This window comes from Methylorubrum extorquens (assembly GCF_024169925.1).
Taxonomy (GTDB): domain Bacteria; phylum Pseudomonadota; class Alphaproteobacteria; order Rhizobiales; family Beijerinckiaceae; genus Methylobacterium; species Methylobacterium extorquens_A.
Map to the genome: position 1 here is coordinate 4,765,574 of NZ_JALJXF010000001.1, position 21,109 is coordinate 4,786,682.

General features: G+C 70.4%; 21 protein-coding genes. 13 read left to right on the forward strand and 8 right to left on the reverse strand.

The features are described from left to right. Window positions 1–14: 14 nt before the first annotated feature. The 6 genes from J2W78_RS22215 to J2W78_RS22240 all read left to right on the forward strand — a co-directional run bounded on the left by J2W78_RS22215 (window position 15) and on the right by J2W78_RS22240 (window position 5,349). Window positions 15–1,112: an LLM class flavin-dependent oxidoreductase gene (locus J2W78_RS22215; RefSeq protein WP_253373744.1), complete on the forward strand. Its 1,098-nt coding sequence runs from the start codon at window positions 15–17 to the stop codon at window positions 1,110–1,112. Next, the gene (locus tag J2W78_RS22220; protein ID WP_253373745.1) at window positions 1,112–2,053 is read left to right on the forward strand and encodes an ABC transporter substrate-binding protein; all 942 of its coding nucleotides are present in this window, start codon (window positions 1,112–1,114) and stop codon (window positions 2,051–2,053) included. Before J2W78_RS22215 ends, J2W78_RS22220 begins: the two co-directional genes overlap by 1 nt. Before the next feature lie 19 nt (window positions 2,054–2,072). Further along, window positions 2,073–2,600 carry a cupin domain-containing protein gene (locus J2W78_RS22225; protein WP_253373746.1) on the forward strand — a complete coding sequence of 176 codons (528 nt, stop codon included), beginning with the start codon at window positions 2,073–2,075 and terminating at the stop codon, window positions 2,598–2,600. A 241-nt stretch (window positions 2,601–2,841) separates the two neighbouring features. After that, window positions 2,842–4,164, forward strand: coding sequence for an O-acetylhomoserine aminocarboxypropyltransferase/cysteine synthase family protein (locus J2W78_RS22230; protein WP_253373747.1), 1,323 nt, complete (start codon window positions 2,842–2,844; stop codon window positions 4,162–4,164). A 1-nt stretch (window position 4,165) separates the two neighbouring features. After that, window positions 4,166–5,188: an isopenicillin N synthase family dioxygenase gene (locus J2W78_RS22235; protein WP_253373748.1), complete on the forward strand. Its 1,023-nt coding sequence runs from the start codon at window positions 4,166–4,168 to the stop codon at window positions 5,186–5,188. Next, window positions 5,185–5,349 (forward strand): hypothetical protein, encoded by a 165-nt coding sequence (locus J2W78_RS22240; protein WP_253373749.1) that lies wholly within the window; start codon window positions 5,185–5,187, stop codon window positions 5,347–5,349. Before J2W78_RS22235 ends, J2W78_RS22240 begins: the two co-directional genes overlap by 4 nt. Window positions 5,350–5,573: 224 nt before the next feature. On the opposite strand, the gene J2W78_RS22245 is transcribed toward J2W78_RS22240, so the two are convergent. The 3 genes from J2W78_RS22245 to groES form a co-directional block, all read right to left on the reverse strand. Further along, a complete protein-coding gene (locus J2W78_RS22245; protein ID WP_056240037.1) occupies window positions 5,574–5,846 on the reverse strand; it encodes an usg protein in 273 nt (90 codons plus the stop codon). A 158-nt stretch (window positions 5,847–6,004) separates the two neighbouring features. Continuing rightward, window positions 6,005–7,627: a chaperonin GroEL gene (gene groL, locus J2W78_RS22250; RefSeq protein ID WP_253373750.1), complete on the reverse strand. Its 1,623-nt coding sequence runs from the start codon at window positions 7,625–7,627 to the stop codon at window positions 6,005–6,007. A 30-nt stretch (window positions 7,628–7,657) separates the two neighbouring features. Next, window positions 7,658–7,948 (reverse strand): co-chaperone GroES, encoded by a 291-nt coding sequence (gene groES / locus J2W78_RS22255; RefSeq protein ID WP_253373751.1) that lies wholly within the window; start codon window positions 7,946–7,948, stop codon window positions 7,658–7,660. Window positions 7,949–8,220: 272 nt separating this feature from the next. Here groES and J2W78_RS22260 point away from each other — a divergent pair, with 272 nt between their 5' ends. Next, window positions 8,221–8,625, forward strand: a complete 405-nt coding sequence (locus J2W78_RS22260; RefSeq protein WP_367399382.1) for an SCO family protein — start codon at window positions 8,221–8,223, stop codon at window positions 8,623–8,625. Here J2W78_RS22260 and J2W78_RS22265 read toward each other — a convergent pair. Continuing rightward, entirely contained in the window at window positions 8,588–10,975 is a 2,388-nt protein-coding gene (locus tag J2W78_RS22265; RefSeq protein WP_253373752.1) for a hypothetical protein, read from the reverse strand. The genes J2W78_RS22260 and J2W78_RS22265 overlap by 38 nt on opposite strands. A 146-nt stretch (window positions 10,976–11,121) precedes the next feature. On the opposite strand from J2W78_RS22265, the gene J2W78_RS22270 reads away from it, so the two are divergent. From J2W78_RS22270 to J2W78_RS22295, 6 genes are read left to right on the forward strand one after another with little or no spacing between them, the layout of a single operon-like run. After that, window positions 11,122–12,162 (forward strand): ABC transporter substrate-binding protein, encoded by a 1,041-nt coding sequence (locus J2W78_RS22270; protein ID WP_253373753.1) that lies wholly within the window; start codon window positions 11,122–11,124, stop codon window positions 12,160–12,162. Window positions 12,163–12,173: 11 nt separating this feature from the next. Further along, window positions 12,174–13,382, forward strand: coding sequence for a sulfite dehydrogenase (gene soxC / locus J2W78_RS22275; protein ID WP_253373754.1), 1,209 nt, complete (start codon window positions 12,174–12,176; stop codon window positions 13,380–13,382). Next, window positions 13,372–13,932, forward strand: coding sequence for a c-type cytochrome (locus J2W78_RS22280; RefSeq protein WP_253373755.1), 561 nt, complete (start codon window positions 13,372–13,374; stop codon window positions 13,930–13,932). Before soxC ends, J2W78_RS22280 begins: the two co-directional genes overlap by 11 nt. Then, window positions 13,929–14,885 carry an aliphatic sulfonate ABC transporter substrate-binding protein gene (locus J2W78_RS22285; protein WP_253373756.1) on the forward strand — a complete coding sequence of 319 codons (957 nt, stop codon included), beginning with the start codon at window positions 13,929–13,931 and terminating at the stop codon, window positions 14,883–14,885. Before J2W78_RS22280 ends, J2W78_RS22285 begins: the two co-directional genes overlap by 4 nt. A 5-nt stretch (window positions 14,886–14,890) precedes the next feature. Further along, window positions 14,891–15,937 carry an LLM class flavin-dependent oxidoreductase gene (locus J2W78_RS22290; protein ID WP_253373757.1) on the forward strand — a complete coding sequence of 349 codons (1,047 nt, stop codon included), beginning with the start codon at window positions 14,891–14,893 and terminating at the stop codon, window positions 15,935–15,937. Then, the gene (locus J2W78_RS22295) at window positions 15,934–17,340 is read left to right on the forward strand and encodes a nucleobase:cation symporter-2 family protein (protein ID WP_253373758.1); all 1,407 of its coding nucleotides are present in this window, start codon (window positions 15,934–15,936) and stop codon (window positions 17,338–17,340) included. Before J2W78_RS22290 ends, J2W78_RS22295 begins: the two co-directional genes overlap by 4 nt. Here J2W78_RS22295 and J2W78_RS22300 read toward each other — a convergent pair. Genes J2W78_RS22300 through J2W78_RS22315 form a run of 4 tightly spaced genes read right to left on the reverse strand, consistent with a single transcriptional unit; the run spans window position 17,259 to window position 21,084 of the window. Then, window positions 17,259–17,930 carry a 2-hydroxychromene-2-carboxylate isomerase gene (locus J2W78_RS22300; RefSeq protein WP_253373759.1) on the reverse strand — a complete coding sequence of 224 codons (672 nt, stop codon included), beginning with the start codon at window positions 17,928–17,930 and terminating at the stop codon, window positions 17,259–17,261. The genes J2W78_RS22295 and J2W78_RS22300 overlap by 82 nt on opposite strands. 33 nt (window positions 17,931–17,963) lie before the next feature. Further along, window positions 17,964–18,794, reverse strand: coding sequence for an ABC transporter ATP-binding protein (locus J2W78_RS22305; RefSeq protein WP_253373760.1), 831 nt, complete (start codon window positions 18,792–18,794; stop codon window positions 17,964–17,966). After that, window positions 18,791–19,645 carry an ABC transporter permease gene (locus J2W78_RS22310; protein WP_253373761.1) on the reverse strand — a complete coding sequence of 285 codons (855 nt, stop codon included), beginning with the start codon at window positions 19,643–19,645 and terminating at the stop codon, window positions 18,791–18,793. Before J2W78_RS22310 ends, J2W78_RS22305 begins: the two co-directional genes overlap by 4 nt. Continuing rightward, the gene (locus J2W78_RS22315) at window positions 19,642–21,084 is read right to left on the reverse strand and encodes an ABC transporter substrate-binding protein (RefSeq protein WP_253373762.1); all 1,443 of its coding nucleotides are present in this window, start codon (window positions 21,082–21,084) and stop codon (window positions 19,642–19,644) included. Before J2W78_RS22315 ends, J2W78_RS22310 begins: the two co-directional genes overlap by 4 nt. Between the last annotated feature and the right edge of the window lie 25 nt (window positions 21,085–21,109).

Below are 21,109 nucleotides of genomic sequence, written 5' to 3' on the forward strand. Positions count from 1 at the left end.
ACAAGGAGAACCCCATGAGCCTGCTGCCGCCCGACGCCACCGAGTTCATCGGCTTCGTCGCCCCGCACGAGGTCTCCGAGTCGCGCGCCGCCCGTGGCCCCGCAATCGAGCCCGATTACCTGCGGCTGCTGGCGCAGGCGCATGAGCGCGGCGGGTTCGACCGGGTGCTGGTGGCCTTCTACGCGACGGCGCCCGACCCGCTGCTGATCGCCGCCGAGATCGCCGCCGCGACGCAGCGGATCGGGCTGATGATCGCCCACCGCACCGGCTTCACCGCGCCGACCGTCGCGGCGCGGCAGTTCGCGACGCTCGACCGGCTCACCGGCGGGCGGGTGGCGATCCACGCGATCAGCGGTGGCGACGACCGGGATCTCGCCCGCGACGGCGACCACCTCACCAAGGACGAGCGCTACGCCCGCACCCGCGAGTTCCTCGACATCCTGCGCCTGTCGTGGACCTCGGAGGCGCCGTTCGACTACGCGGGCGCGCATTACCGGATCGAGGGCGGCTTCTCCGAGGTGAAGCCGGTGAACGCGATCCCGGTCTATTTCGGCGGCGCCTCGCCCGCCGCGCTCGCGGTGGCGGGCCGGCACGCCGACACCTACGCCCTGTGGGGCGAGACCCACGCCCAGGTGCGCGAGCTGATTGGCCGGGTACGGGCGGCGGCCGCCCCGCACGGGCGGGCGCCCCGCTTCAGCCTGTCGCTGCGGCCGATCCTGGCCGAGACCGAGGAGCGGGCCTGGGCGCGGGCGGAAGCCATCCTCGCTGAGACCCGGCGGCTGCGCGCCGCCCGCGGCCTCGGGCCGGCGGCGACACCGCAGAACGAGGGCTCGCGCCGGCTGCTCGCGGCGGCGGCGGAAGGCCCGCGTCTCGACAAGCGGCTCTACACCGCGATCGCCGCCGAGACCGGAGCGTCGGGCAACTCGACGGCGCTCGTCGGCACGCCCGAGCAGGTCGCCGACGCGCTGCTCGACTATCACGATCTCGGCGTGCGGACCTTCCTGATCCGCGGCTTCGACCCGCTGGAGGATGCGGTTCAGTACGGGCGCGACTTGCTGCCCGCCTTCAAGGATTTGCTCGCCCGGCGCGGGGCCAAGGCGGCGGCCGCGTGATGGCCCGCCTCCTGGTCCTGATCGCGCTGGCGTTCGCCGCCCTCGCCCCAGCTTGCGCGGAAGAGACGTTGCGCGTCGGCGACCAGCGCGGCAACGCCCGCGCCCTGATGGAGGCCGCGGGCGTGCTCGACGGCCTGCCGTACCGGCTCGAATGGAGCGAGTTTCCGGCCGCAGCTCCGCTGCTGGAGGCGCTGAACGCGGGGGTCATCGATGCGGGCGGGGTTGGCGACGCGCCCTTCACTTTTGCTGCCGCCGCGGGCGTGCCGGTCAAGGCGTTCCTCGCCTTCCGCAACCGGCAGGACGGGCTCGCCATCCTCGTTCGGCCCGATTCCGCGATCCGCAGCGTGAAAGACCTCGTGGGGAAGCGCATCGCCACGAACCGCGGCTCGATCGGCCATCAGGTGGTGCTGGCCGCGCTTGAAGAGGCAGGTCTGCCCGCGGACGGCGTGCAGTTCCGGTTCCTGCCCCCGGCCGACGCCAAGCTGGCGCTGACCTCCGGCGCCGTTGATGCGTGGTCGACCTGGGAGCCCTACACCTCCGCGGCCGAACTCGCGGGCCTCGTCCGGGTCGTTCGCGACGGCAACGGCATCACGCCGGGGCTCAGCTACGCGGTGGCGAACGAGGCCGCGCTCAAGACCAAGCGCGCGCTGCTCGCCGACTACGCCGCCCGCCTCGCCAAGGCGCGGGCCTGGGCTCTGACCGATCCGGCGCCCTACGCGGCAGTGTGGTCGCGGCTGATCGGCCTGCCCGAGGCGGTGCCGCTGCGCTGGTTCGGGCGGGCGCAGTACCGCACCGTGCCGATCGACGAGAGCGTGATCGCCGACGAGCAGCGCATTATCGACCTCTACGTCCGCGCCGGCCTGATCCCGGCGGCCCGCGCGCCGCGCGCCGAGGCGATCCTCGACACCGGATTTTCGGATGCGCTCGCCGCCGTGCGATGATCGCGCAGGAGATTGCACCATGCACGACATTGGCGATGGCCACAGCCACCACCACGAGCCCCACGCTCACGACCATGATCACGAAGCCGCTGCGCGCTGGAAGGACGACGGCGTGCGGGTGATCCCCGGCAACCGGCTCGATCCCAACACGGCGCAGACGCCGGGCATGTTCCGGCAAGCCGCGGTCAACGCCGCCCGCGTCGGCGCACAGAAGATCTGGGCCGGCACGGTGGCGATCGAGCCCGACGCCAAGACGGGCGTGCATCACCACGGCGCGCTGGAAAGCGTGATCTATATCGTCTCCGGCCGCGCCCGGATGCGCTGGGGCGAGCGGCTCGAATACGTGGCCGAGGCCGGACCCGGCGACTTCATCTTCGTGCCGCCCTACGTCCCGCACCAGGAGATCAACGCCTCGACCGACGAGCCGCTGCACTGCGTGCTGGTGCGCTCGGACAACGAGGCGGTGGTGGTGAACCTCCCCGACGTCGAGGCGGCCGAGCGGCCCGAGACGGTCTACTGGGTCGATCCGATCCACAAGCAGCCATGAGGTGACGAGCGCGATACCCCTCCCCTTGCGGAGAGGAGCGCGCGCTCCGGCCGATGAGAGGATTGGAAAATACAAAATCTTCGTGCGGCATGCTGAAATCAGATCGGCGCACGCACATGCCAAGAAACGCCAGCGACCGCGAATAAAATCGCTCAATATCGAAAAACAAAGAAACTTGCTTTCGTTGACTTCAAGTTGGATCGGCCGATCATCTTGGCTTGTTCTTCCCCAGGAGCCGCCGATGTCGAGCCAGACCCCCGCCTCCATCCACGCCGAGACGCTCGCGCTGCATGCCGGCTGGCGGGCCGATCCGCAGACCGGGTCGGTCGCGGTGCCGATCCACCAGACCACCTCTTACCAGTTCCGCGACACCGACCACGCCGAGAGCCTGTTCGCGCTGCAGGAGCTCGGCAACATCTACACCCGCGTCACCAACCCGACCGTCGATGTGCTGGAGCAGCGCCTCGCCGCGCTCGAAGGCGGGGCCGCGGCGCTGGCCCTTGCCTCCGGGCAGGCCGCCTCGGCGCTCAGTGTGCAGAACCTCGCCAGGGCCGGCGACAACATCGTTTCCTCGACCGACCTCTACGGCGGGACGTGGAACCTGTTCGCCCACACCTTGAGGGAACAGGGCATCGAGGTCCGCTTCGTCGATCCGGCCGACCCGCATAACTTTTCCCGCGCGACGGACGGGCGGACACGGGCCTACTACGCCGAGACCCTGCCGAACCCGAAGCTCACGGTCTTCCCCATCGCGGAAGTGGCGGCGATCGGCCGGCCGCTCGGCATCCCGCTCATCGTCGACAACACCGCAGCCCCCCTGCTGGCGCGGCCGCTCGATCACGGCGCGGCGGTCGTCGTCTACTCGACCACGAAATATCTCGGCGGCCACGGCATCGCCATCGGCGGGGCCATCGTCGATGGCGGGCGCTTCGATTGGGCGGCCCATCCCCATCGCCAGCCGGCGCTGAACACACCGGACGACAGCTATCACGGCGCGGTCTGGACCGAGGCCGCGCAACCGATCGGCCCGATCGCCTACGCGCTGCGCGCCCGCGTGCGGCTCCTGCGCGATCTCGGCCCTGCGGTCTCACCGCTCAACGCGTTCCTGACGCTGCAGGGCATCGAGACGCTGCCCCTGCGCATCGAGCGCCACAGCCGCAACGCGCAAGCCGTCGCCGACTGGCTCGGGCGGCGCCCAGAGGTCGCACGGGTGATCCATCCCTCGGTCCAGACCGGCGCCGCCCGCGAGCGGGCCGACCGAACCCTGAAGGGCGGCTATGGCGGCCTCGTCGGGTTCGAACTGGCGGCGGGCCGTGCCGCCGGGCGGCACTTCATCGACGCGCTCAAGCTATTCTATCACGTCGCCAATATCGGCGATGCCCGCAGCCTCGCGATCCATCCGGCCTCGACCACGCATTCGCAGCTCACCCCCGAGGAGCAGCGCGCCACCGGCGTCACCGACGGATATGTCCGCCTCGCGATTGGGCTGGAGCATCTCGACGACATTCTGGCCGATCTCGATCAGGCGCTCGCCGCCGCCGGCTCCCTGGCGCGGGCGGCCTGAGATGGCGGCCTCGCTCCCGATCCTCGATCTCGCCCGCTTCGATGCGGGCGAGGCGGACAGAACATCCTTCCTCGATGACCTGCGGAGCGCCGCCCGCGAGGTCGGCTTCTTCTACCTCGTCGGTCACGGCATACCCGAGGGGAAGATCGCGGACGTGCAGGCGTCGGCGCGGCACTTCTTCGCTCTGCCGGCGGGCGAGAAGCGGGCGGTCGCGATGGTGAACTCGCCCCATTTCCGCGGCTACACTGCGGCCGGCGACGAGATTACCCGCGGCCGGGCCGATTGGCGCGAGCAGTTCGACATCGGCGCCGAGCGCCCGGCGCTCCCGCGCGAGCCCGGCGCCCCGGCCTGGACGCGATTGCAGGGCCCGAATCTCTGGCCCGCGACCCTGCCGGCGCTGCGGCCCGAGCTGCTGGCGTGGCAGGAGGCGGTCACGGACGTCGGCATTCGCCTGCTCGAAGCCTTCGCCCTGGCGCTCGGCCAGCCTGCCGACGCCTTCGCGCCGATCTATGCGGGCGCGCCCAACCAGCACATCAAGATCATCCGCTATCCCGGCCGCGAGTCGACGCCCGACGACCAGGGTGTGGGCGCCCACAAGGATAGCGGCTTTCTCACCCTCCTCTTGCAGGACGGCGAGGGTGGCCTCGAGGTGGCGGACGAGGCGGGCGGCTGGATCGCGGCGACGCCTGTGCCGGGCGCCTTCGTGGTCAATGTCGGCGAACTCCTGGAACTCGCCTCGAACGGGTACCTGCGCGCGACCGTCCACCGGGTGGTGACGCCGCGGGCCGGGCGCGACCGTCTCTCGGTCGCCTTCTTCCTCGGCGCCCGCCACGACGCCACCGTGCCGCTCCTCGACCTGCCGCCCGCGCTTGCCGCCCAGGCCGGAGGGGCGGCGGGCGACCCCGACAACCCGCTCTTCCGCGAAGTCGGCCGTAACTACCTCAAAGGCCGCCTGCGCTCGCACCCGGACGTGGCAGCCGCCCACTACGCCGACCTGCTCGACAAAGAGGCGAAGGCCGCATGAGGGACTTCTTTGGCCGCATCCGCGCCGTCCTGCGCGCCGTCGCACTGCCTGCCGAGGCCGGCCCGCTCCCGCTCGCGGCGGGGGCGATGCTCGGCAACGATTGGCTGGCCCCGCACCTCGTCCGCCTGCCGGTCCGGGCACTGGGTACAGAGCGACGCTAGAGCATCGTCCTGGATATCGGATCCAGAACGATGCTCTAGCTTCTTGTCTCTGCATCATCTTTTTCCGAGAGCCGGCAACCACCTTTCGGGATGATGCCCTAGAACCCCCAAATCCTGGGTCCGAGGGGTAAGCCCCTCGCGGGTCCAGGGCGAAGCCATCCATGGGGCTCCGCCCCACACCCCGCCAAAGGGATGATCCCTTTGGGATCGCGGGATTGGCCGCCTCAGTGCAGATGGAACTCGCCGGAGACCGTCTTCAGCTCGGCCGGCTTGATTAGGCGGCTGTGCATGACTCGCACCGAGTGCAGCGGCCCGTCCAGGCGCTCCTGCCAGAAGGCGAGGAACCGCTTCAACTCGGGAAAGCGTGGGAACAGGTCGAGTTGCTGCCAGACGAAGGTCTGGAGCAGGTGTGGGTGATCGGGCAGGTGATACAAAATCTCGGCCGTGGTCAGGCTGTAGCCTTCGAGCCTGCGGCGAAACTCCGATGACAGGGCCATGCATCCACCTCGTCGAAGCAGGGTGACCCGACGCAGCCCCGGCCGGGGCCGCGTCGTGAGGGGCCCGATCCGGACGGAGCGAGCAGAGGCAGTCTGAGCAACGATGATGCCGCCAAGCTTGCCGGGCGGCGGATCGGCCGCGGCCCGGCAAGCGCCGGTCAGAAGTCCGGGCCGCCGGGCAGCGAAGGCGCAGCCTTCTCCTTCGGCCGGTCGGCCACCAGCGCCTCCGTCGTCACCAGCAGGCCCGCGACCGAGGCGGCATCTTGCAGCGCAGTGCGCACCACCTTGGCGGGATCGACGATGCCGGCCTCGACGAGGTCGCCGTAGGTCTCGGTCTGTGCGTCGAAGCCGAAGGTCTCGGACGGATTCTCGAGGATCTTCGACACCACGATCGAGCCCTCGACCCCGGCATTGGCCACAATCTGGCGGATCGGGGCTTCGAGCGCCTTCAGGACGATGTTGATGCCGGCCCGCACGTCGGCGTTGTCGGTCGTGAGCTCCGCCACCACCGCCTTCGCCCGCAGCAGCGCGGTGCCGCCGCCCGGCACGATGCCCTCCTCGATCGCCGCGCGGGTGGCGTTGAGGGCGTCGTCGACCCGGTCCTTCTTCTCCTTCACCTCGACCTCGGTGGCGCCCCCGACACGAAGCACCGCGACGCCGCCCGCGAGCTTGGCGAGGCGCTCCTGCAGCTTCTCGCGGTCGTAGTCCGAGGTGGTGTCCTCGATCTGCGCCTTGATCTGGCCGACGCGGGCGTCGATCTGCGCCTTCTCGCCCGCACCGTCGACGACCGTGGTGCTCTCCTTGTCGATGCGCACGCGCTTGGCCTGTCCCAGCAACGGGATCGAGACGTTCTCGAGCTTGATCCCGAGATCCTCGGAGATGACCTGCCCGTTCGTCAGGATCGCGATGTCCTCCAGGATCGCCTTGCGGCGGTCGCCGAAGCCCGGAGCCTTCACCGCCGCCACCTTGAGGCCACCGCGCAGCTTGTTCACCACAAGCGTCGCCAGCGCCTCGCCCTCGACGTCCTCGGCGATGATGAGCAGCGGCCGGCTCGATTGCACCACCGCCTCCAGCACCGGCAGCAGCGGCTGGAGCGAAGACAGTTTCTTCTCGTGGATGAGGATGTAGGGATCGTCGAGTTCGGCGATCAGCTTCTCGGTGTTCGTGACGAAGTACGGCGAGAGATAGCCGCGATCGAATTGCAGGCCCTCGACCACGTCGAGTTCGGTCTCGGCGGTCTTAGCCTCCTCGACCGTGATGACGCCCTCCTTGCCGACCCGCTCGACGGCCTCGGCGATGAGACGGCCGATCTCGGCGTCGCCGTTGGCCGAGATGGTGCCGACCTGGGCGATGGCGTCGGAGGCGGTCACCTTACGGGCGCGGCCGGTGATGTCCTTCACGGCCGCCGCCGTCGCGAGGTCGATGCCGCGCTTGAGGTCGAGCGGGTTGAAGTTCGCCGCCACCGCCTTGGCGCCCTCGCGCACGATCGCCTGGGCCAGCACGGTAGCCGTGGTGGTGCCGTCGCCGGCCAGATCGTTGGTCTTGGAGGCGACCTCGCGCACGAGCTGCGCGCCGAGATTCTCGAACCGGTCCTCCAGTTCGATCTCCTTGGCGACCGTCACGCCGTCCTTGGTGATGCGGGGCGCCCCGAAACTCTTCTCGATGACGACGTTGCGGCCCTTCGGCCCCAGCGTCACCTTCACGGCATCCGCCAGGATGTCGACGCCGCGCAGCAGGCGCTCGCGCGCGTCGCCGGAGAATTTCACGTCTTTCGCAGCCATGTGGGATCTCCCGATGGGGTGAGTGTGGGCTCAGGCGGCGATCACGCCGAGGATGTCGGATTCCTTGAGGATCAGCAGGTCCCGGCCATCGACCTTGACCTCGGTGCCGGACCATTTGCCGAAGAGCACCCGGTCGCCGGCCTTCACGTCCAGCGCGTTGACGCGGCCTTGCTCGTCGCGGGCGCCGGGGCCGACGGCCACGACCTCGCCCTCCTGCGGCTTCTCTTTGGCGGTGTCGGGAATGATGATGCCGCCCTTGGTCCGCTCGTCGCTCTCGACGCGGCGCAGCAGCACGCGGTCGTGCAGGGGTCGAAACGCCATTTTCTGAACCTTCCTCTCTCCGTCGAGGGCCGGACCGCAAGCCCGACCGAGGCCGCCAGGGTGTCGGCAGGCGTTCGTCAAGTCAACGGGATTGTTCTTTTTAAAGAACGTTCTGTGAGAGTATCGGAGATGCTTCGCGATGGTCTCGCAGAGAAGATTTACGCAGAGACATGGCGGCGAGTCGGTTCGTATGAGCCGACGATTGCAGCGAAGAAGTCTCGGCAGATTTCGAGGCTCTGGGCGGGTCCAGCGAAAACATTCCGTAACGCGGCTTGATCTGCGAAATTTCTTCCCGCGGCCGTCGAAAGAAAGAAATTAGTACCTTCGGCTGCCCCGATGTCTGCCCGACCGAGCTGGTGGCAATCGCCCGCGCGCTCGATCTTCTCGGCGAGGTGGGCGCGGCGATCCAGCCTGTCTTCGTCACCCTGGACCCAGCCCGCGACACGCCCGCCGTCTTGGCCGAGTTCGTCCCGAGCTTCCATCAGCGCCGGATCGCACTCACCGGCAACGGGGTCGCGATCCGGCGGGCGGAGGGCGAGGCGGGCCTCGAGCACTCCGCCTTCGTCTACCTAGTGGACCATCAGGGCCGCTATCTCGGCCTCTTCCCGCCCGGCACCTCGGCCGAGCGGATGCTGACGATCATTCGGCTTCACCTCGCGCCCCTTCCGCAAAGGTGATGAACTGCGCCGAGGACCAGACGCGGCTGCCGTCGCGCTGGCGCCCGGAGAAGTAGACCGGCCGGAAGCCGAAGGCGGCGTTCTCCGGCTCGACGACGATGTGGCCGGCCACATCCCGCGGCAGCGGCGCTTCGGTCATCCGCTCCAGCGCGAGGAACAGCCCGGCCCCGCCGAGGTCGCGCCGCAGGGCGCCCGCCGCGATCAGCTCGCGGCCGGTGATCTCCCAGGAGAAGTCCGGGGCATGGACGAAGGGAGCGGGCCGGCGCGGATCGCCGATCTTCACGAAGCCGCCGATCGTCCCCTCGACCCGGATGCGGCACTCCGCCAGATCGCCGATGTCGATCTCGATGGCGTCGCTGTCGCCGTAGGTCTCGGAGCGGAAGGCGATCTCGGTCGGGCCGGCGCGCCATGCCGTCTCCTCGGCATGTTCGAATCCCTGGGTGGCGACGCGCCGAATCGTACCGTTGAGGATGCGGATTCGCCCCTCCCAGGCGGCCCAGCGGTAACGGTCGCGGATTCGCGCGCCGCCGAAGCGCAGGCGCACCAGCCGCTGAGAGAACCCGAGCTCGGCGTGAAGATCGCGCCGCCAGATCTCGCCGGTATGGTCGTAGGCGCTCAGCGCCTCGAAGCCGGCCTCGCCGAGGAAGCGGTAATCGAGCCGCGCCGGGCCCTCATGTGCGAAGGCGTCGCCCTGGCGGTGCGGGCCGCACGTGACGAGCAGCGCGCTGCGCTCGCCCGTCGTCGCGAAGGTGTGGCGCGCCCGCAAGGCCCGGCCGACCGCGCGGCGGTCGAGCGTGTCGGCGAGGATTCCGGTGAGACCGCCGCGCACCCCGAACACCTGCACGCCGGGAGCGCCGCCGCCGGGGCGCCCGCGATGCTCGTCGCCATTGGCGCAGACGCCCAGCTGATAGCCGCGGGCGATCACGTCCCGGTAGAGCCACTCGAACTGGCCCCAGGCCGAGGCAATCTCGACCAGCCGCTCCAACTCGGGATGATGCCAGTCCGGGATGTAGCGGCGCCCGCCGACATGCGGGATGACGAGGTGGTTCTCGGGGTCGTGCGCGTAGGCCGCCCACAGATCCTCCACCGGCCAGCGCCCGACCTCGACGCCGGTGCCGCCCATGCTCTCGTTCCACAGGAAGGTGCGGTTGTGCTCACTCTTGTCGTTGAAGGGGAATCCCGGCGGATCGTCGCCGAGGAACAGCACCTGATGGTCGCCGCCCGCGGTCGAGCTGCCGCACCATTCCTGCACCGCGTAGGCGACGAAGCGGCCCGGCGCATCGAAGCCGGCGGTGGCCCTGACGCCTTCGCGCCAGCCCTCGTCGGTGATCTGGAAGTCGTTGGCGGTGTAGCCGTAGACATCGACGCCGGCCACGTCGCGGGCGTAGGCCGCGTTGTAGGCCGGACTGTTGGTGCCGACCGTGTCGTGGGCGTGGACGTGCAGATCGCCGTAGAGGGCGCGGGGGACGGGGGCATCGGACAAGGCCGTGACGTAGGCGACGCCTTGCGCCCCGTCGCGGGCGGCGGCGATGCGCAACTCACCGGAGACGGTAGGTAAATCCTCGACCCGCAGCACTGCCCAACCCTCCGCCGGCAGTTCGTGCCGGCGGGCGTAGACCTCGCGCTCGCCTAAGAAAGCTGCGAGGTCGAGCGACCCGCCGAGGTCGCGGGCGACGTTGCCCCAGCGGTCGAGCAAAGCCACCGTCAGCAGCGGCGCGACGCCCTCCGCGACGAAGCGGGGCGCGGCCAGCTGGATGCGCTCCGGCGGCCCGGCGACGACGGCGATCACCGGATCGTTCGGCACCGCGACGTAGCGGGATGTGCCGAGCGGATCGACGTAGCAGCGGAAGCGGAAGCCGTCCTCGACGAAGGTCTGGACCCGGGTGCCCGGCCCCCCGGCACGCCGGTCGCCGAGCCGGATGACGATGCGGTCGCCTGCATTCAGGTAGCCGTCGATCACATCGACGATCACGGCCTTCTGGAACGGGCGCTCGTGGCCCTTCTGGTCGAAGCGCACGCTGAGCGACTGGACGGTGGCGGGCGACTGCCCCGGCAGCAGCGGGCCGGCCTCGTACTCGGCACTGACGTAGTTGGCCGCCGCCGGGTCCACGGTCTGGAACAGGGCCCAGTCGGAGTAGAACTTGAAGGTCGCCTTGAAGGTGGCGCCGTCGGCGATGCCGCAGGCCCCGACCTCGTAGGTCAGCACGATCTCGTGCCAGCTTCCCGCCACCAGCCGGTGGTGACTGCACTGCACGCTACCGAGGAAGGGCCGCGCCTTGATCGCTTCGTAGAGGCCTTCCGGTGCCACGTGCGCGCCCAGCCGCCTGCGGCGCTCGTTCTCGTCCTGCATCGCCAGATATCCCCGTTGTCGCCCAACCATCGGCGCAGGCTATAGCTTCGTTGCCGCAAGATTTCTTGCGTATCCGCATGATCTGTTCATAATACAGAAGGATCTAGATAGATCTTGCTTCAATCTCTCAAAATAAAAGAACGATCATGTCGTCGCGCCTCTCCCGGTGGGCCATTCTTCTCTTCGCGCTTCTCGGTGCCTCCGCCGCAGCCCGGGCGCAAGGCCAGGCTCAAGCCGTTCCCGTGCGGATCGGAGCGATTCCGGTGCTCGGCGCCGCGCCGCTGTTCGTGGCCGAGCGGGAGGGCTGGCTGTCCGCGGGCGGCTTGAAGCCGGTCGTGGCACTGTACGATTCCGGGCCCAACGCCGTGCAGGCGGCGGCGAGCGGCACGCTGGACGTCTACGTCGCCGGGATCACGCCGGTGGCGATCGGGCGGACCCGCGGGGTCGATCTGCGGGTGGTGGCCGCAACCGCCGTCGGCGAGAACGTGCTGGTGGCGGGGCCAAAACTCGCTGGGCCGCTCACCGGCGGCACCACCCCGGCGGAGGTGTTTCGGCGCTTCCGCGCGGAGAATGGCCGGGCCGCCAAGATCGCGACCCAGCCGCTCGGCTCGATCCCCTACACCAACCTGTCCTACTGGCTGCGCGAGGTGCACAAGGTCGATCCGGCCGATGTGCAGATCCTCACGCTCGGCATCGACGCGGCGCAGCAGGCGATCCTGGCCGGCGCGGTGGACGCCGCGACGGTGCGCGAGCCGGGCCTGACCATCATCCGCGAGCGCAACCCGCAAGTTCGCCTCGTGGCCGGCGGCAGCGACCTGTTTCCGGGCCAGCCCGGCACGGTGGTGGCGGTGCGCGGCGCTTTCCTCGAGCAGAACCCGGAGGCGGTGCGCACCCTCGTTTCGGCCATCGTGCGCGCCGTCGATCTGATCAAGCGCGAGCCGGAGCGGGCGCTGCCCGCCGTCGAGGCCGCCCTCGGCAAGGGCATCGTCACCGCGGCGACGCTGCGGGCGGCGCTCGCCTCGCCAGCCACCCGGTACGTCGCGGATCCCCGCACCATCGTGGCGGCGACGCGGGCGATGCTGGCCTTCCAGACCACCCTCGGCATCAGCGAGACGACCCCGCCGACGGACGGCCTGTTCGATCCCCGCGTCTTCGAGGCCGTCCAGGCCGAGGCGAGCGCGAAGTAGGGGCGGGAGCGATGGACAACCGCCGCAACTTCCTGCGCTGGGCCGGCTCGCTCGCCGGCGCCGGCGTCGCCACGGGGGCGCTCGCCGAGGCGAACCCCCTCGACGTGCCGCCCTGGACCCACGAGCAGGGCGCCACCGCCCCCGGCTACGGCCGGCCCGCGCCGGGGGAGACGATCGCGCGCTATCCGCGGCTGCCGCCGCGCTTTCCCGGCGCGACCTCCACGGTAACGCCGCTTCAGGGCCTGCACGGCATCGTCACGCCCAACGGGCTGCATTTCGAGCGCCACCACGCCGGCATCCCGGCCATCGACCCGGACCGGCACCGCCTCGCCGTGCACGGCCTCGTCGAGCGCCCGCTGATCCTCACCATGGACGACCTGGTGCGCTTCCCCGCGGTGTCGCGGCTGCACGTTCTCGAATGCTCGGGCAACACGCCCTGGCTCGGGGCCAAGCCCGACTGGACGGTGCAGGACAGCCACGGCCTGATCTCCTGCGCCGAGTGGACCGGCGTCGAACTCGCGACCGTGCTGGCGGAGGTCGGAGTGAAGCCCGGCGCCGCGTGGCTCCTGGCGGAGGGGGCGGATGCCTGCGCCATGACCCGCTCGATCCCGCTGGACGCCCTCGACGGGGCGATCCTCGCCTATGCCCAGAACGGCGAGCGGCTGCGGCCGGAGCAGGGCTATCCCCTGCGGCTGTTCCTGCCGGGGCTAGAGGGCAACCTCAGCATCAAGTGGCTGCGCCGGATCAAGCTCGGCGACCGGCCGTTCCAGACGCGGGAAGAGACCTCGAAATACACCGACCTGATGCCCGACGGCAGCGCCCGCCAGTTCACCTTCGCGATGGAGGCCAAATCCGTCATCACGGCGCCGTCCGGCGGCCAGCAATTGCGCGAGCCCGGCTTCCACGAGATCCGCGGCCTCGCCTGGACCGGGCGCGGGCGGATCGCGGGCGTCGAGGTCTCGACCGATGGCGGCGCCTCCTGGCGGGAGGCGCGGCTGGAGGGGCCGGTGCTGCCGCGCTGCTTCACCCGCTTCCGCCTGCCCTGGCGCTGGGAGGGCGGGCCGGCCCAACTTCTCAGCCGGGCACGGGACGAGACCGGCTACGTCCAGCCCTCGCGCGAGGCGCTGGTGGCGGTGCGCGGTACCCGCTCGTTCTACCACAACAACGCGGTGTTCGGCTGGAGCGTCGGATCGAGCGGGGCGGTGACCTATGCGGCGTGAGGCGCTCCTTTCCCTGATCGTGTGCCTTGCAGGCCCGGCCATGGCCGAGCCTCTCGGCATCGGCCGCCCGGTGAGACCGGAGGCCGTTGCCGCCTGGGACATCGACGTGCGGCCCGACGGCCAGGGGCTGCCACCCGGCCACGGCAGCGTGCAGGACGGCGCGGCCCTCTACGCCGCCCGCTGCGCCGGCTGCCACGGCGCCCGCGGCGAAGGCGCCGCTGCCGAGGCGCTCGCCGGCGGGCAGGGGAGTCTGGCGAGCGCCAAGCCCCTGCGCACGGTCGGCAGCTACTGGCCCTACGCCACGACCCTGTTCGACTACGTGCGACGGGCCATGCCGTTCGACGCGCCGCAATCGCTCTCGGCGGACGAGACCTACGCGGTCAGCGCCTACGTGCTGCACCTCAACGGCCTGCTGCCGGAGGAGGCGAGTCTCGACGCTGCCTCCCTGCCGAAGGTGGTGATGCCCAACCGCGGCGGCTTCACCGCCGATCCGCGGCCGGACGTCCCGGCCCCCGCGGCCCGCCCCATCGATCGCACGGAGGTCCGATGACCCTCACCCGCCGTCATCTCGCCGGGGCGCTGGCTGCCGGCCTTGTTCTCGGTCGATCCGGCCCGGCCCGCGCCGGGCGGACGGTGCGCCTCAGCTACCAGCGCTCCTCGACGCTGCTCACCGTGCTGAAAGCCAAGGGCACCCTGGAGGAACGGCTCGGCCGGCAGGGGTTCGGGGTGAGCTGGCACTTGTTCACCAAGGTGCTGGAACCGATGAACACCGGCGCGGTCGATCTCCACGCAGACGTCGCCGACGCCGTGCCGATCTTCACCCAATCGGCCGGAGCCCCGCTGACCCTCTACGCCATGGAGGCCGGCTCGCCGCGGGCCGAGGCGATCGTCGTGCCGGACGAGTCGCCGATCCGCACGGTCGCGGACCTGAAGGGCCGCAGCGTCGGCGTCTCGAAGGGCTCGGGCTGCCACTTCATCCTCGCGGGCGCGCTCAAGCGCGACGGCCTGCGGTTCTCCGATATCCGCCCGGCCTATCTGGAGGCGGCCGACGGGCTCGCGGCATTCGAGCGGGGCGGCATCGAGGCGTGGTCGATCTGGGATCCGTTCCTCGCCATCGTCCAGGCCAAGCGCCCGGTGCGGGTGCTGGCCGACGCCACCGGCCTGTCGAGCTACAACCGCTACTACACGGTCAACGACAGTTTTGCCGCCGAGCAGCCGGTGGTGGTCGCTACGATCTTCTCGGCGCTCGTCGAGGCGGGGCAGTGGGTGAAGGGCAACCCCAAGGAGGCCGTAGCGCTGCTCGCGCCGATCTGGGGCGACCTGCCGCCGGAGGTCGTCGCCACCGTCAACGAACGTCGCTCCTACGCCGTCAGGGCCGTCGACCGGGCGGCTCTCTCCGAACAGCAGGCCATCGCCGACACCTTCCTGGACGCCGGGCTGATCCCGCGCCGGCTCGACGCCACCGCGGTGCGGCTGTGGCAGCCGCCCGGCGGACGGGGCTGAGACCGATGACGCATCCGCTCCGCTTCGGTGTCTGGGCCCCGGTCCACGGCTCCCGCGCCGCCCGGCACGATCCGGACGAGCCGCACGATGCCTCCTGGGACCGCAATCGCACGCTGGTGCTGGAGGCCGAGCGCCTCGGCTACGACAGCGTCCTCGTGGCCCAGCACACGGTCAACCCCTACGACGAGACCCGCGACCAGTTGGAGGCCTGGACGGCATCCGCCGCGCTCGCGGCGCTGACGCAGCGCATCGAGATCATCGCGGCGATCAAGCCGGGGCTCTACCACCCGGTCGTGCTCGCCAAGATGGCGCTGCAGATCGAGCACGTCAGCGCGGGCCGGTTCGCGCTCAACCTCGTCAACGCCTGGAACCGGGCCGAATTCGAGCGGGCGGGCCTGCCGTTCCCGGCCCATGACGAGCGCTACGCCTATGGCCGCGAGTGGATCGCCCTTGTCGATCGGCTGCTGCGGGGCGAGCGGGTCGCTGTCGAGGGGCGCTACTTCCGCGTCGAGGATTACAAGTTGAAGCCCGCCGGCACGTTTCGCCCGCGGCCGACCATCTATGTCGGCGGCGAGTCGGAGCCCGCTCGCGCGCTGGTGGCCGATCACGGCGATGTCTGGTTCATCAACGGCCAGCCGCTCGCGGCGGTCGCCGACCTCATCGCCGACGTGGCCCGGCGCCCGGCCGCAGCGGGCCGCCTGCGCTACGGCCTCTCGGCCTTCGTGATCGCCCGCGAGACCGAGGCCGAGGCGCAGGCCGAGTTCGCCCGCCTGCTCGACTTGAGCCGCCGCGACGAGGCGATCCGCGCCGACACACGCACCCGCACCGACGCCGCCAGCGTGATGTTCGCCAAGACCGATGCGGCAGCCACCCACCATGTCGGCACCAACGGCGGTACCGCAGCCGGACTCGTCGGCAGCTACGAGCAGATCGCGGAGCGCGTTCGCGCTTTCCACGCGGCGGGGATCGAGCTGTTCATGCTGCAGTTCCAGCCGTTCGAGGCGGAGATGGCCCGCTTCGCCGAACACGTCTTTGCGCGGGTGGGGAGATGAGACCGGTCGATCCGATTGCCGGTTCCGTGGCCCGCGACGGCATCGACGCGGTCCCGCCCGCGCCGCGGCTGTTCGTGCTGGGGCTCCAGCACGTGCTCGTCATGTACGCCAACGCCATCGCCGTGCCCCTCATCGTCGGCGGGGCGCTGCAACTGCCCAAGGACCAGATCGCGCTCCTCGTGAACGCCGACCTGTTCGCCTGCGGCATCGCCACGCTGATCCAGACGGTGGGTCTCGGCCCGTTCGGCATCCGGCTCCCCGTCATCATGGGCGTCACCGCGGTGGCGATCCAGCCGCTGCTCGCCATCGCGGCGATGCCCGGCGTCGGGCTCACCGGCATCTACGGCGCTGTGATCGTCGGCGGCCTCTACGGGCTCCTCGTCACGCCCTTCATCGGCCGGGTGATGCGCTTCTTCCCGCCCGTCGTGACGGGCACGATCCTCCTGATGATCGGCATCGCGCTGACCCGCGTCGCGGTCGGCTGGGCGGGCGGGGGCGCGGGCAAGCCCGAGTTCGGTGCGCCCGGCACGGTCGCCGTGGCGGCCTTCGTGCTCGCCGCGACCCTGCTGATCGCCCGGTTCGGCCCAGGCTTCGTCGGGCGCATCGCGGTGCTGCTCGGGATCGGGCTCGGAACCGCGCTGACCGTGGCGTTCGGTTGGACCAGTTTCGAGGGGCTCGCGGCCGAGCCGTGGCTGCGGGTGGTGTGGCCGCTCCAATTCGGCGCCCCGACCTTTCACCTCGTGCCCTGCCTGATCCTGTGCCTCGTCATGACCATCGTGTTCATCGAGGCGACCGGCATGTTCCTGGCCCTCGGCGTCATGACCGGGCGCGCCGTCGGCACGGAGGACATCCGCCGGGGCCTGCGCGCCGACGCGCTCGGCACGTTGATCGGCGGCCTGCTCAACACCTTCCCCTATCTGTCCTACTCGCAGAATGTCGGCCTTGTCGGGCTCACCGGCGTGCACAGCCGATGGGTCTGCGCCATGGCCGGCGCGATCATGCTGGTGCTCGGCCTCGTGCCGAAGGTGGCCTTCCTCGCGGCCTCGATCCCGCAGGCCGTGCTCGGCGGGGCGGCGCTGGTGATGTTCGGCATGGTCGCGGCGACCGGCATCCGCATTCTAGCGCAGGTCGACTACGCCCGGGCCGGCAGCCGCGACGCGCTGATCATCGCTGCCTCGCTCGGGATCGGCCTGATCCCGATCGTGCAGCCGCAATTCTTCCGCGCGGTGCCGGATGCGTTTGGCCCGATTGTCAAAGACCCCATCCTGCTCACTGCGATCGCGGCGATCGCACTCAACGCTCTGCTGGGAGAGACGTGGGCTCAGGAGCCGGAGAGGTCCGGCAGCGGAAGCGGCGCCTCCGAGCCCGCGATCGCCGCCTCCAGCAGATCGAGCCTGTCCTGACCCCAGAACGGCTCATCGCGGAAAAAGTAGAACGGCGCCCCGAACACCTGTCGCCCGATCGCCTCGCGGGTCAGTGTCGTCTCCCGCTCGCGCAAGGAAGGTTCGTCGGCACGAGTGAGCAGCCGCGCCCCGTCGAGCCCGGCCGCGTCGGCGAGACGGACGATCGTGGCGGGATCGGCGATGTCGAATTCGTCCGCCCAGACGGCACTGAGGCCCGCATGGACGAAGTCGGCGACCTCGGCTCCCTCGTCGAGCGCCGCGAGCAGGACGCGGTGGGCGAGCGACGGGTCGGCCGGGTAGAACTTCGGGTGCAAGTTGAGCGGGATGCCGCGGATGCGGCGCCAGCGCTGCATCTCGACGAGCCGGTAGGCCTGCCGCTGCAACGGCCGCTCCTTGACCGGCTTGCCGCCGCCCGCCGCGAAGACGGCGAGCAGATCGACCGGCTTGTAGACGATCTGCGCACCCGTGCGCTCGGCGAGCGCCCGGAAGGCGCGGCTGCCGACATAGGACCACAGCGACAGGAAGCTGAAATAGTAGGTGACGCTCGGCATCGAGGAAGCCTGCGCGGCCACGGGCGTCACCTCCGGCATGCGATCATCCCTACGGCGCAGGAACGGAGCGATTCATACGCCGATCGGACTCAGCCGCGCCAGCGGCACGCCGCCGGGCGCGTCCCGCAGCAGCGTGAGGCAGCGTTGCTTGATCGCCGTGAAGCGCGGATCGGTGATCAGGCCGCGATCGCGGGGGCGGCCGAACTCGAGGGGGATGTCGTCGAGGATGCGCCCTGGTCGCGGCGTCATCACGATCAGCCGGTCGGCCAGAAACAGCGCCTCGTCGATGTCGTGCGTCACGAACAGGATCGTGGTGCGGTGACGCGTCCAGATGTCGAGGAGCAGTTCCTGCATCGTCAGCCGCGTCTGCGCGTCGAGCGCCCCGAATGGCTCGTCCATCAGCAGGACGCGCGGCCGGTTGATCAGGGCGCGGGCGATCTCGACCCGCTGCTGCATCCCGCCCGACAGTTCCGCCGGATAGTGGCCGGCGAAGTCGGACAGCCCCACCTGGGCCAAGAGCGAGCGGGCGCGCTCCCGGCGTTCGGCGTGGGCCACGCCCTTCATCTTCGGACCGAAGGCAACGTTATCGAGGACGCTGAGCCAGGGAAACAGCGTGTGCTGTTGGAAGACGATGCCGCGGTCGGGATGCGGGCCGATCACAGCCCGCCCGTCGAGGGCGACGCTGCCACGGGACAGGGCGAGATGGCCGGCGACCGCGCCGAGCAGAGTCGATTTCCCGCAGCCCGAGGGTCCGAGGAGGCAGACGAACTGCCGGGCCGGGATGTCGAGTTCGATACCCTCGACCACGTCGAAGGCTGCCTCGCCCCGCCCGAGGCGGATCGCGCCGCCTCGGATCGTGACGTGGCCGTCGTCTGCTTCGATACCGGCGACAGCCGCACTCATCGCTGGCCTCCCGCGCCGACCCACGGCGTCGCCCGGGCACCGAGCCAGCGCACCACGAGGCTCGATCCCATCCCAAGCAGGCCGATCAGAAGCATGCCGACGACGATGTCGTCGTAGTTCTGGAGCGTGTAGGATTCCCAGGTGAAGTAGCCGATCCCGTACTGGCCGGAGATCATCTCGGCGGTGATCAGGCAGAACCACGCCGTGCCCATGCCGATCGCCGCCCCCGTGACGATGCTGGGCGCGGCCCCCGGCAGGATCACCTCCCGCAGGATCGCGGCATCCCCCGCCCCGAGGCTGCGGGCGGCGGCGACCAGCCGCGGATGGACCGATTCGACCCCGTGCACGGTGTTGAGCAGAATCGGAAACAGCGCCCCCGTGAAGGTAATGAAGGCCATCGACACCTCGGAGGACGGAAACATCAGGATCGCCAGCGGTATCCAGGCGACGGCCGGAATCGGCCGCAACACTTCGAGCGGCGGCAGCAGCAGGTCGCGGGCGAGCCGAGCGCGGCCGATGGCGAGGCCGAGCCCGATGCCGACGAGGAGCGCGGCGAGGAAGCCTGACAGCACCCGCGCGAGGCTGGTGCCGAGATGGATCGGCAACGCGGGCGCGTGGAGCAGCGCCCAGGCGGCCTGCGCGGCGGCGGCCGGGGTCGGCACGTTGCGGAAGGTGACGACGCCGAGATCGAGTCGGTAGGTGGCCGCGAGGTGCCATGCGGCGAGGCTGAGCGCCAAAGCGAGACCGCGCAAGGCGAGGCGCCCGAGCGGCAGCGCCCGTGGGCTCCTCGCCCGCACCGTGGCCCTGCGCGCCGCGCGGAGGGACGCCGCCTCGACGACGGAGGCGCTCATCGGGCGGAGAGCTTCGGATGACCGGCCCGGACGCCGGCGAAGTCGAGAACATCGCCGCCATGGGCCGCGGCATAACCCTCCGCGGCGCCCTTGAGCAGGAAGGCGCTCAAGGCGCCCTGTCCGTCGCGCACGTACCAGGCTTGGGTGGCGAACAGCTTGATGCCGGTGCCCCGGTCCTGCGCGTAGACCGCGCGGGCCTCGCGGCCTTGGCGCTCGAGATCGGCGAGCGCCGCGAAGGCGGCCTCCGGCGCGGCGTAGTGACGGACATGCGCCTCGCCGCGGAGCCAGAGCTGCGCCACGCGGGAAGCATCGGTGATCGGCTGTCCCGTGGCGGCGTCGGTGGCCTTGAGCGCCAGCGGCGCCTCGTCCTTCAGCCGCGCCTCGTAATCGAGCCCGGCCTGGGCGCTCGCAGCGCGGATGAAGCGGTCGTCCACGAAGCGGTCGAGGTCGATGTCGGAATCGGCCTTCTTGAGGAGCTTCAGCGTCTCGAACGAGGTCTTCACCGCCTGCCGGTAGGTGGGCTTCCACGTTACGTCGCGGGTCTGGAGGCCGAGCGGCCCGTGGAACAGGTAGGCGACCTCCGCCTCGATCCCGGTCACGCGCTCGATCAGCTCGGCATACTTCTCGGGCTCGGCCGCGATCAGCCGGTCGGCCTCGATCGCCGCGCGCAGGTAGGCGGTGACGATTTCGGGGTATTTGTCGGCGTAGTCGCCGTCCGCGAGCGCGCCGTGGAAGGTCGGGGCGTCCGCCTGCGCGCCGTCGTAGATCTTGCGGGCAAAGCCCCGCCAGGGGAACAGCTCGGCGAAGGGCACGAAGTCGGCATGAGCGTCGATCTTGTTGGCCAGCAACGCCGCGCCCGCCACCTCAGGCGCCTGGGTGATGATGGTGACATCGCGGCCCGGCTCCCATCCTTGCGCCTTCACCGCCCGCAGCAGGAGCCCGTGCGCCGTCGAGGCGAACGGCACCGAGATCGTCTTGCCCTTGAGGTCGCCGAGCGACTGCACCGGCGATTCCTTCGGCACGACGATGCCGTTGCCGCTGCCGCGCAGGCTTCCCGAGAGCACCGAGATGAACAGCGAGCGGCGCCCGGCCTTGGCGAAGGCGTAGCCGTTGAGCGAGCCGGGGAAGTCCGCCATCGCCCCGAGATCGAGCTTGCCCGCCACCATCTCGTTGGTGAGCGGCGCCCCGCTGGTGAAATTGCGCCACTGGATGTCGTAGGTTGCGTCCTTGTACTTCCCGTCATGCGGCAGAAATTTTTCGAGGAGCTTCAGCTCGCGGATCAGCAGCCCGCCGGTGGTGCAGTTGATCGTGGTGTCCTGCGTGCCGATGGCGACCCGGATGGTCTCGGCCCGCGCCGAGACGGGGGACGACGCACCGAAAAAGGTCGCCGCCAGAAGGAGGGCCGCGCGGCGGCGGGTGAGCGGGAAGCGATGGGTCACCGGGGGCTCCGTGGACGGTTTCCGT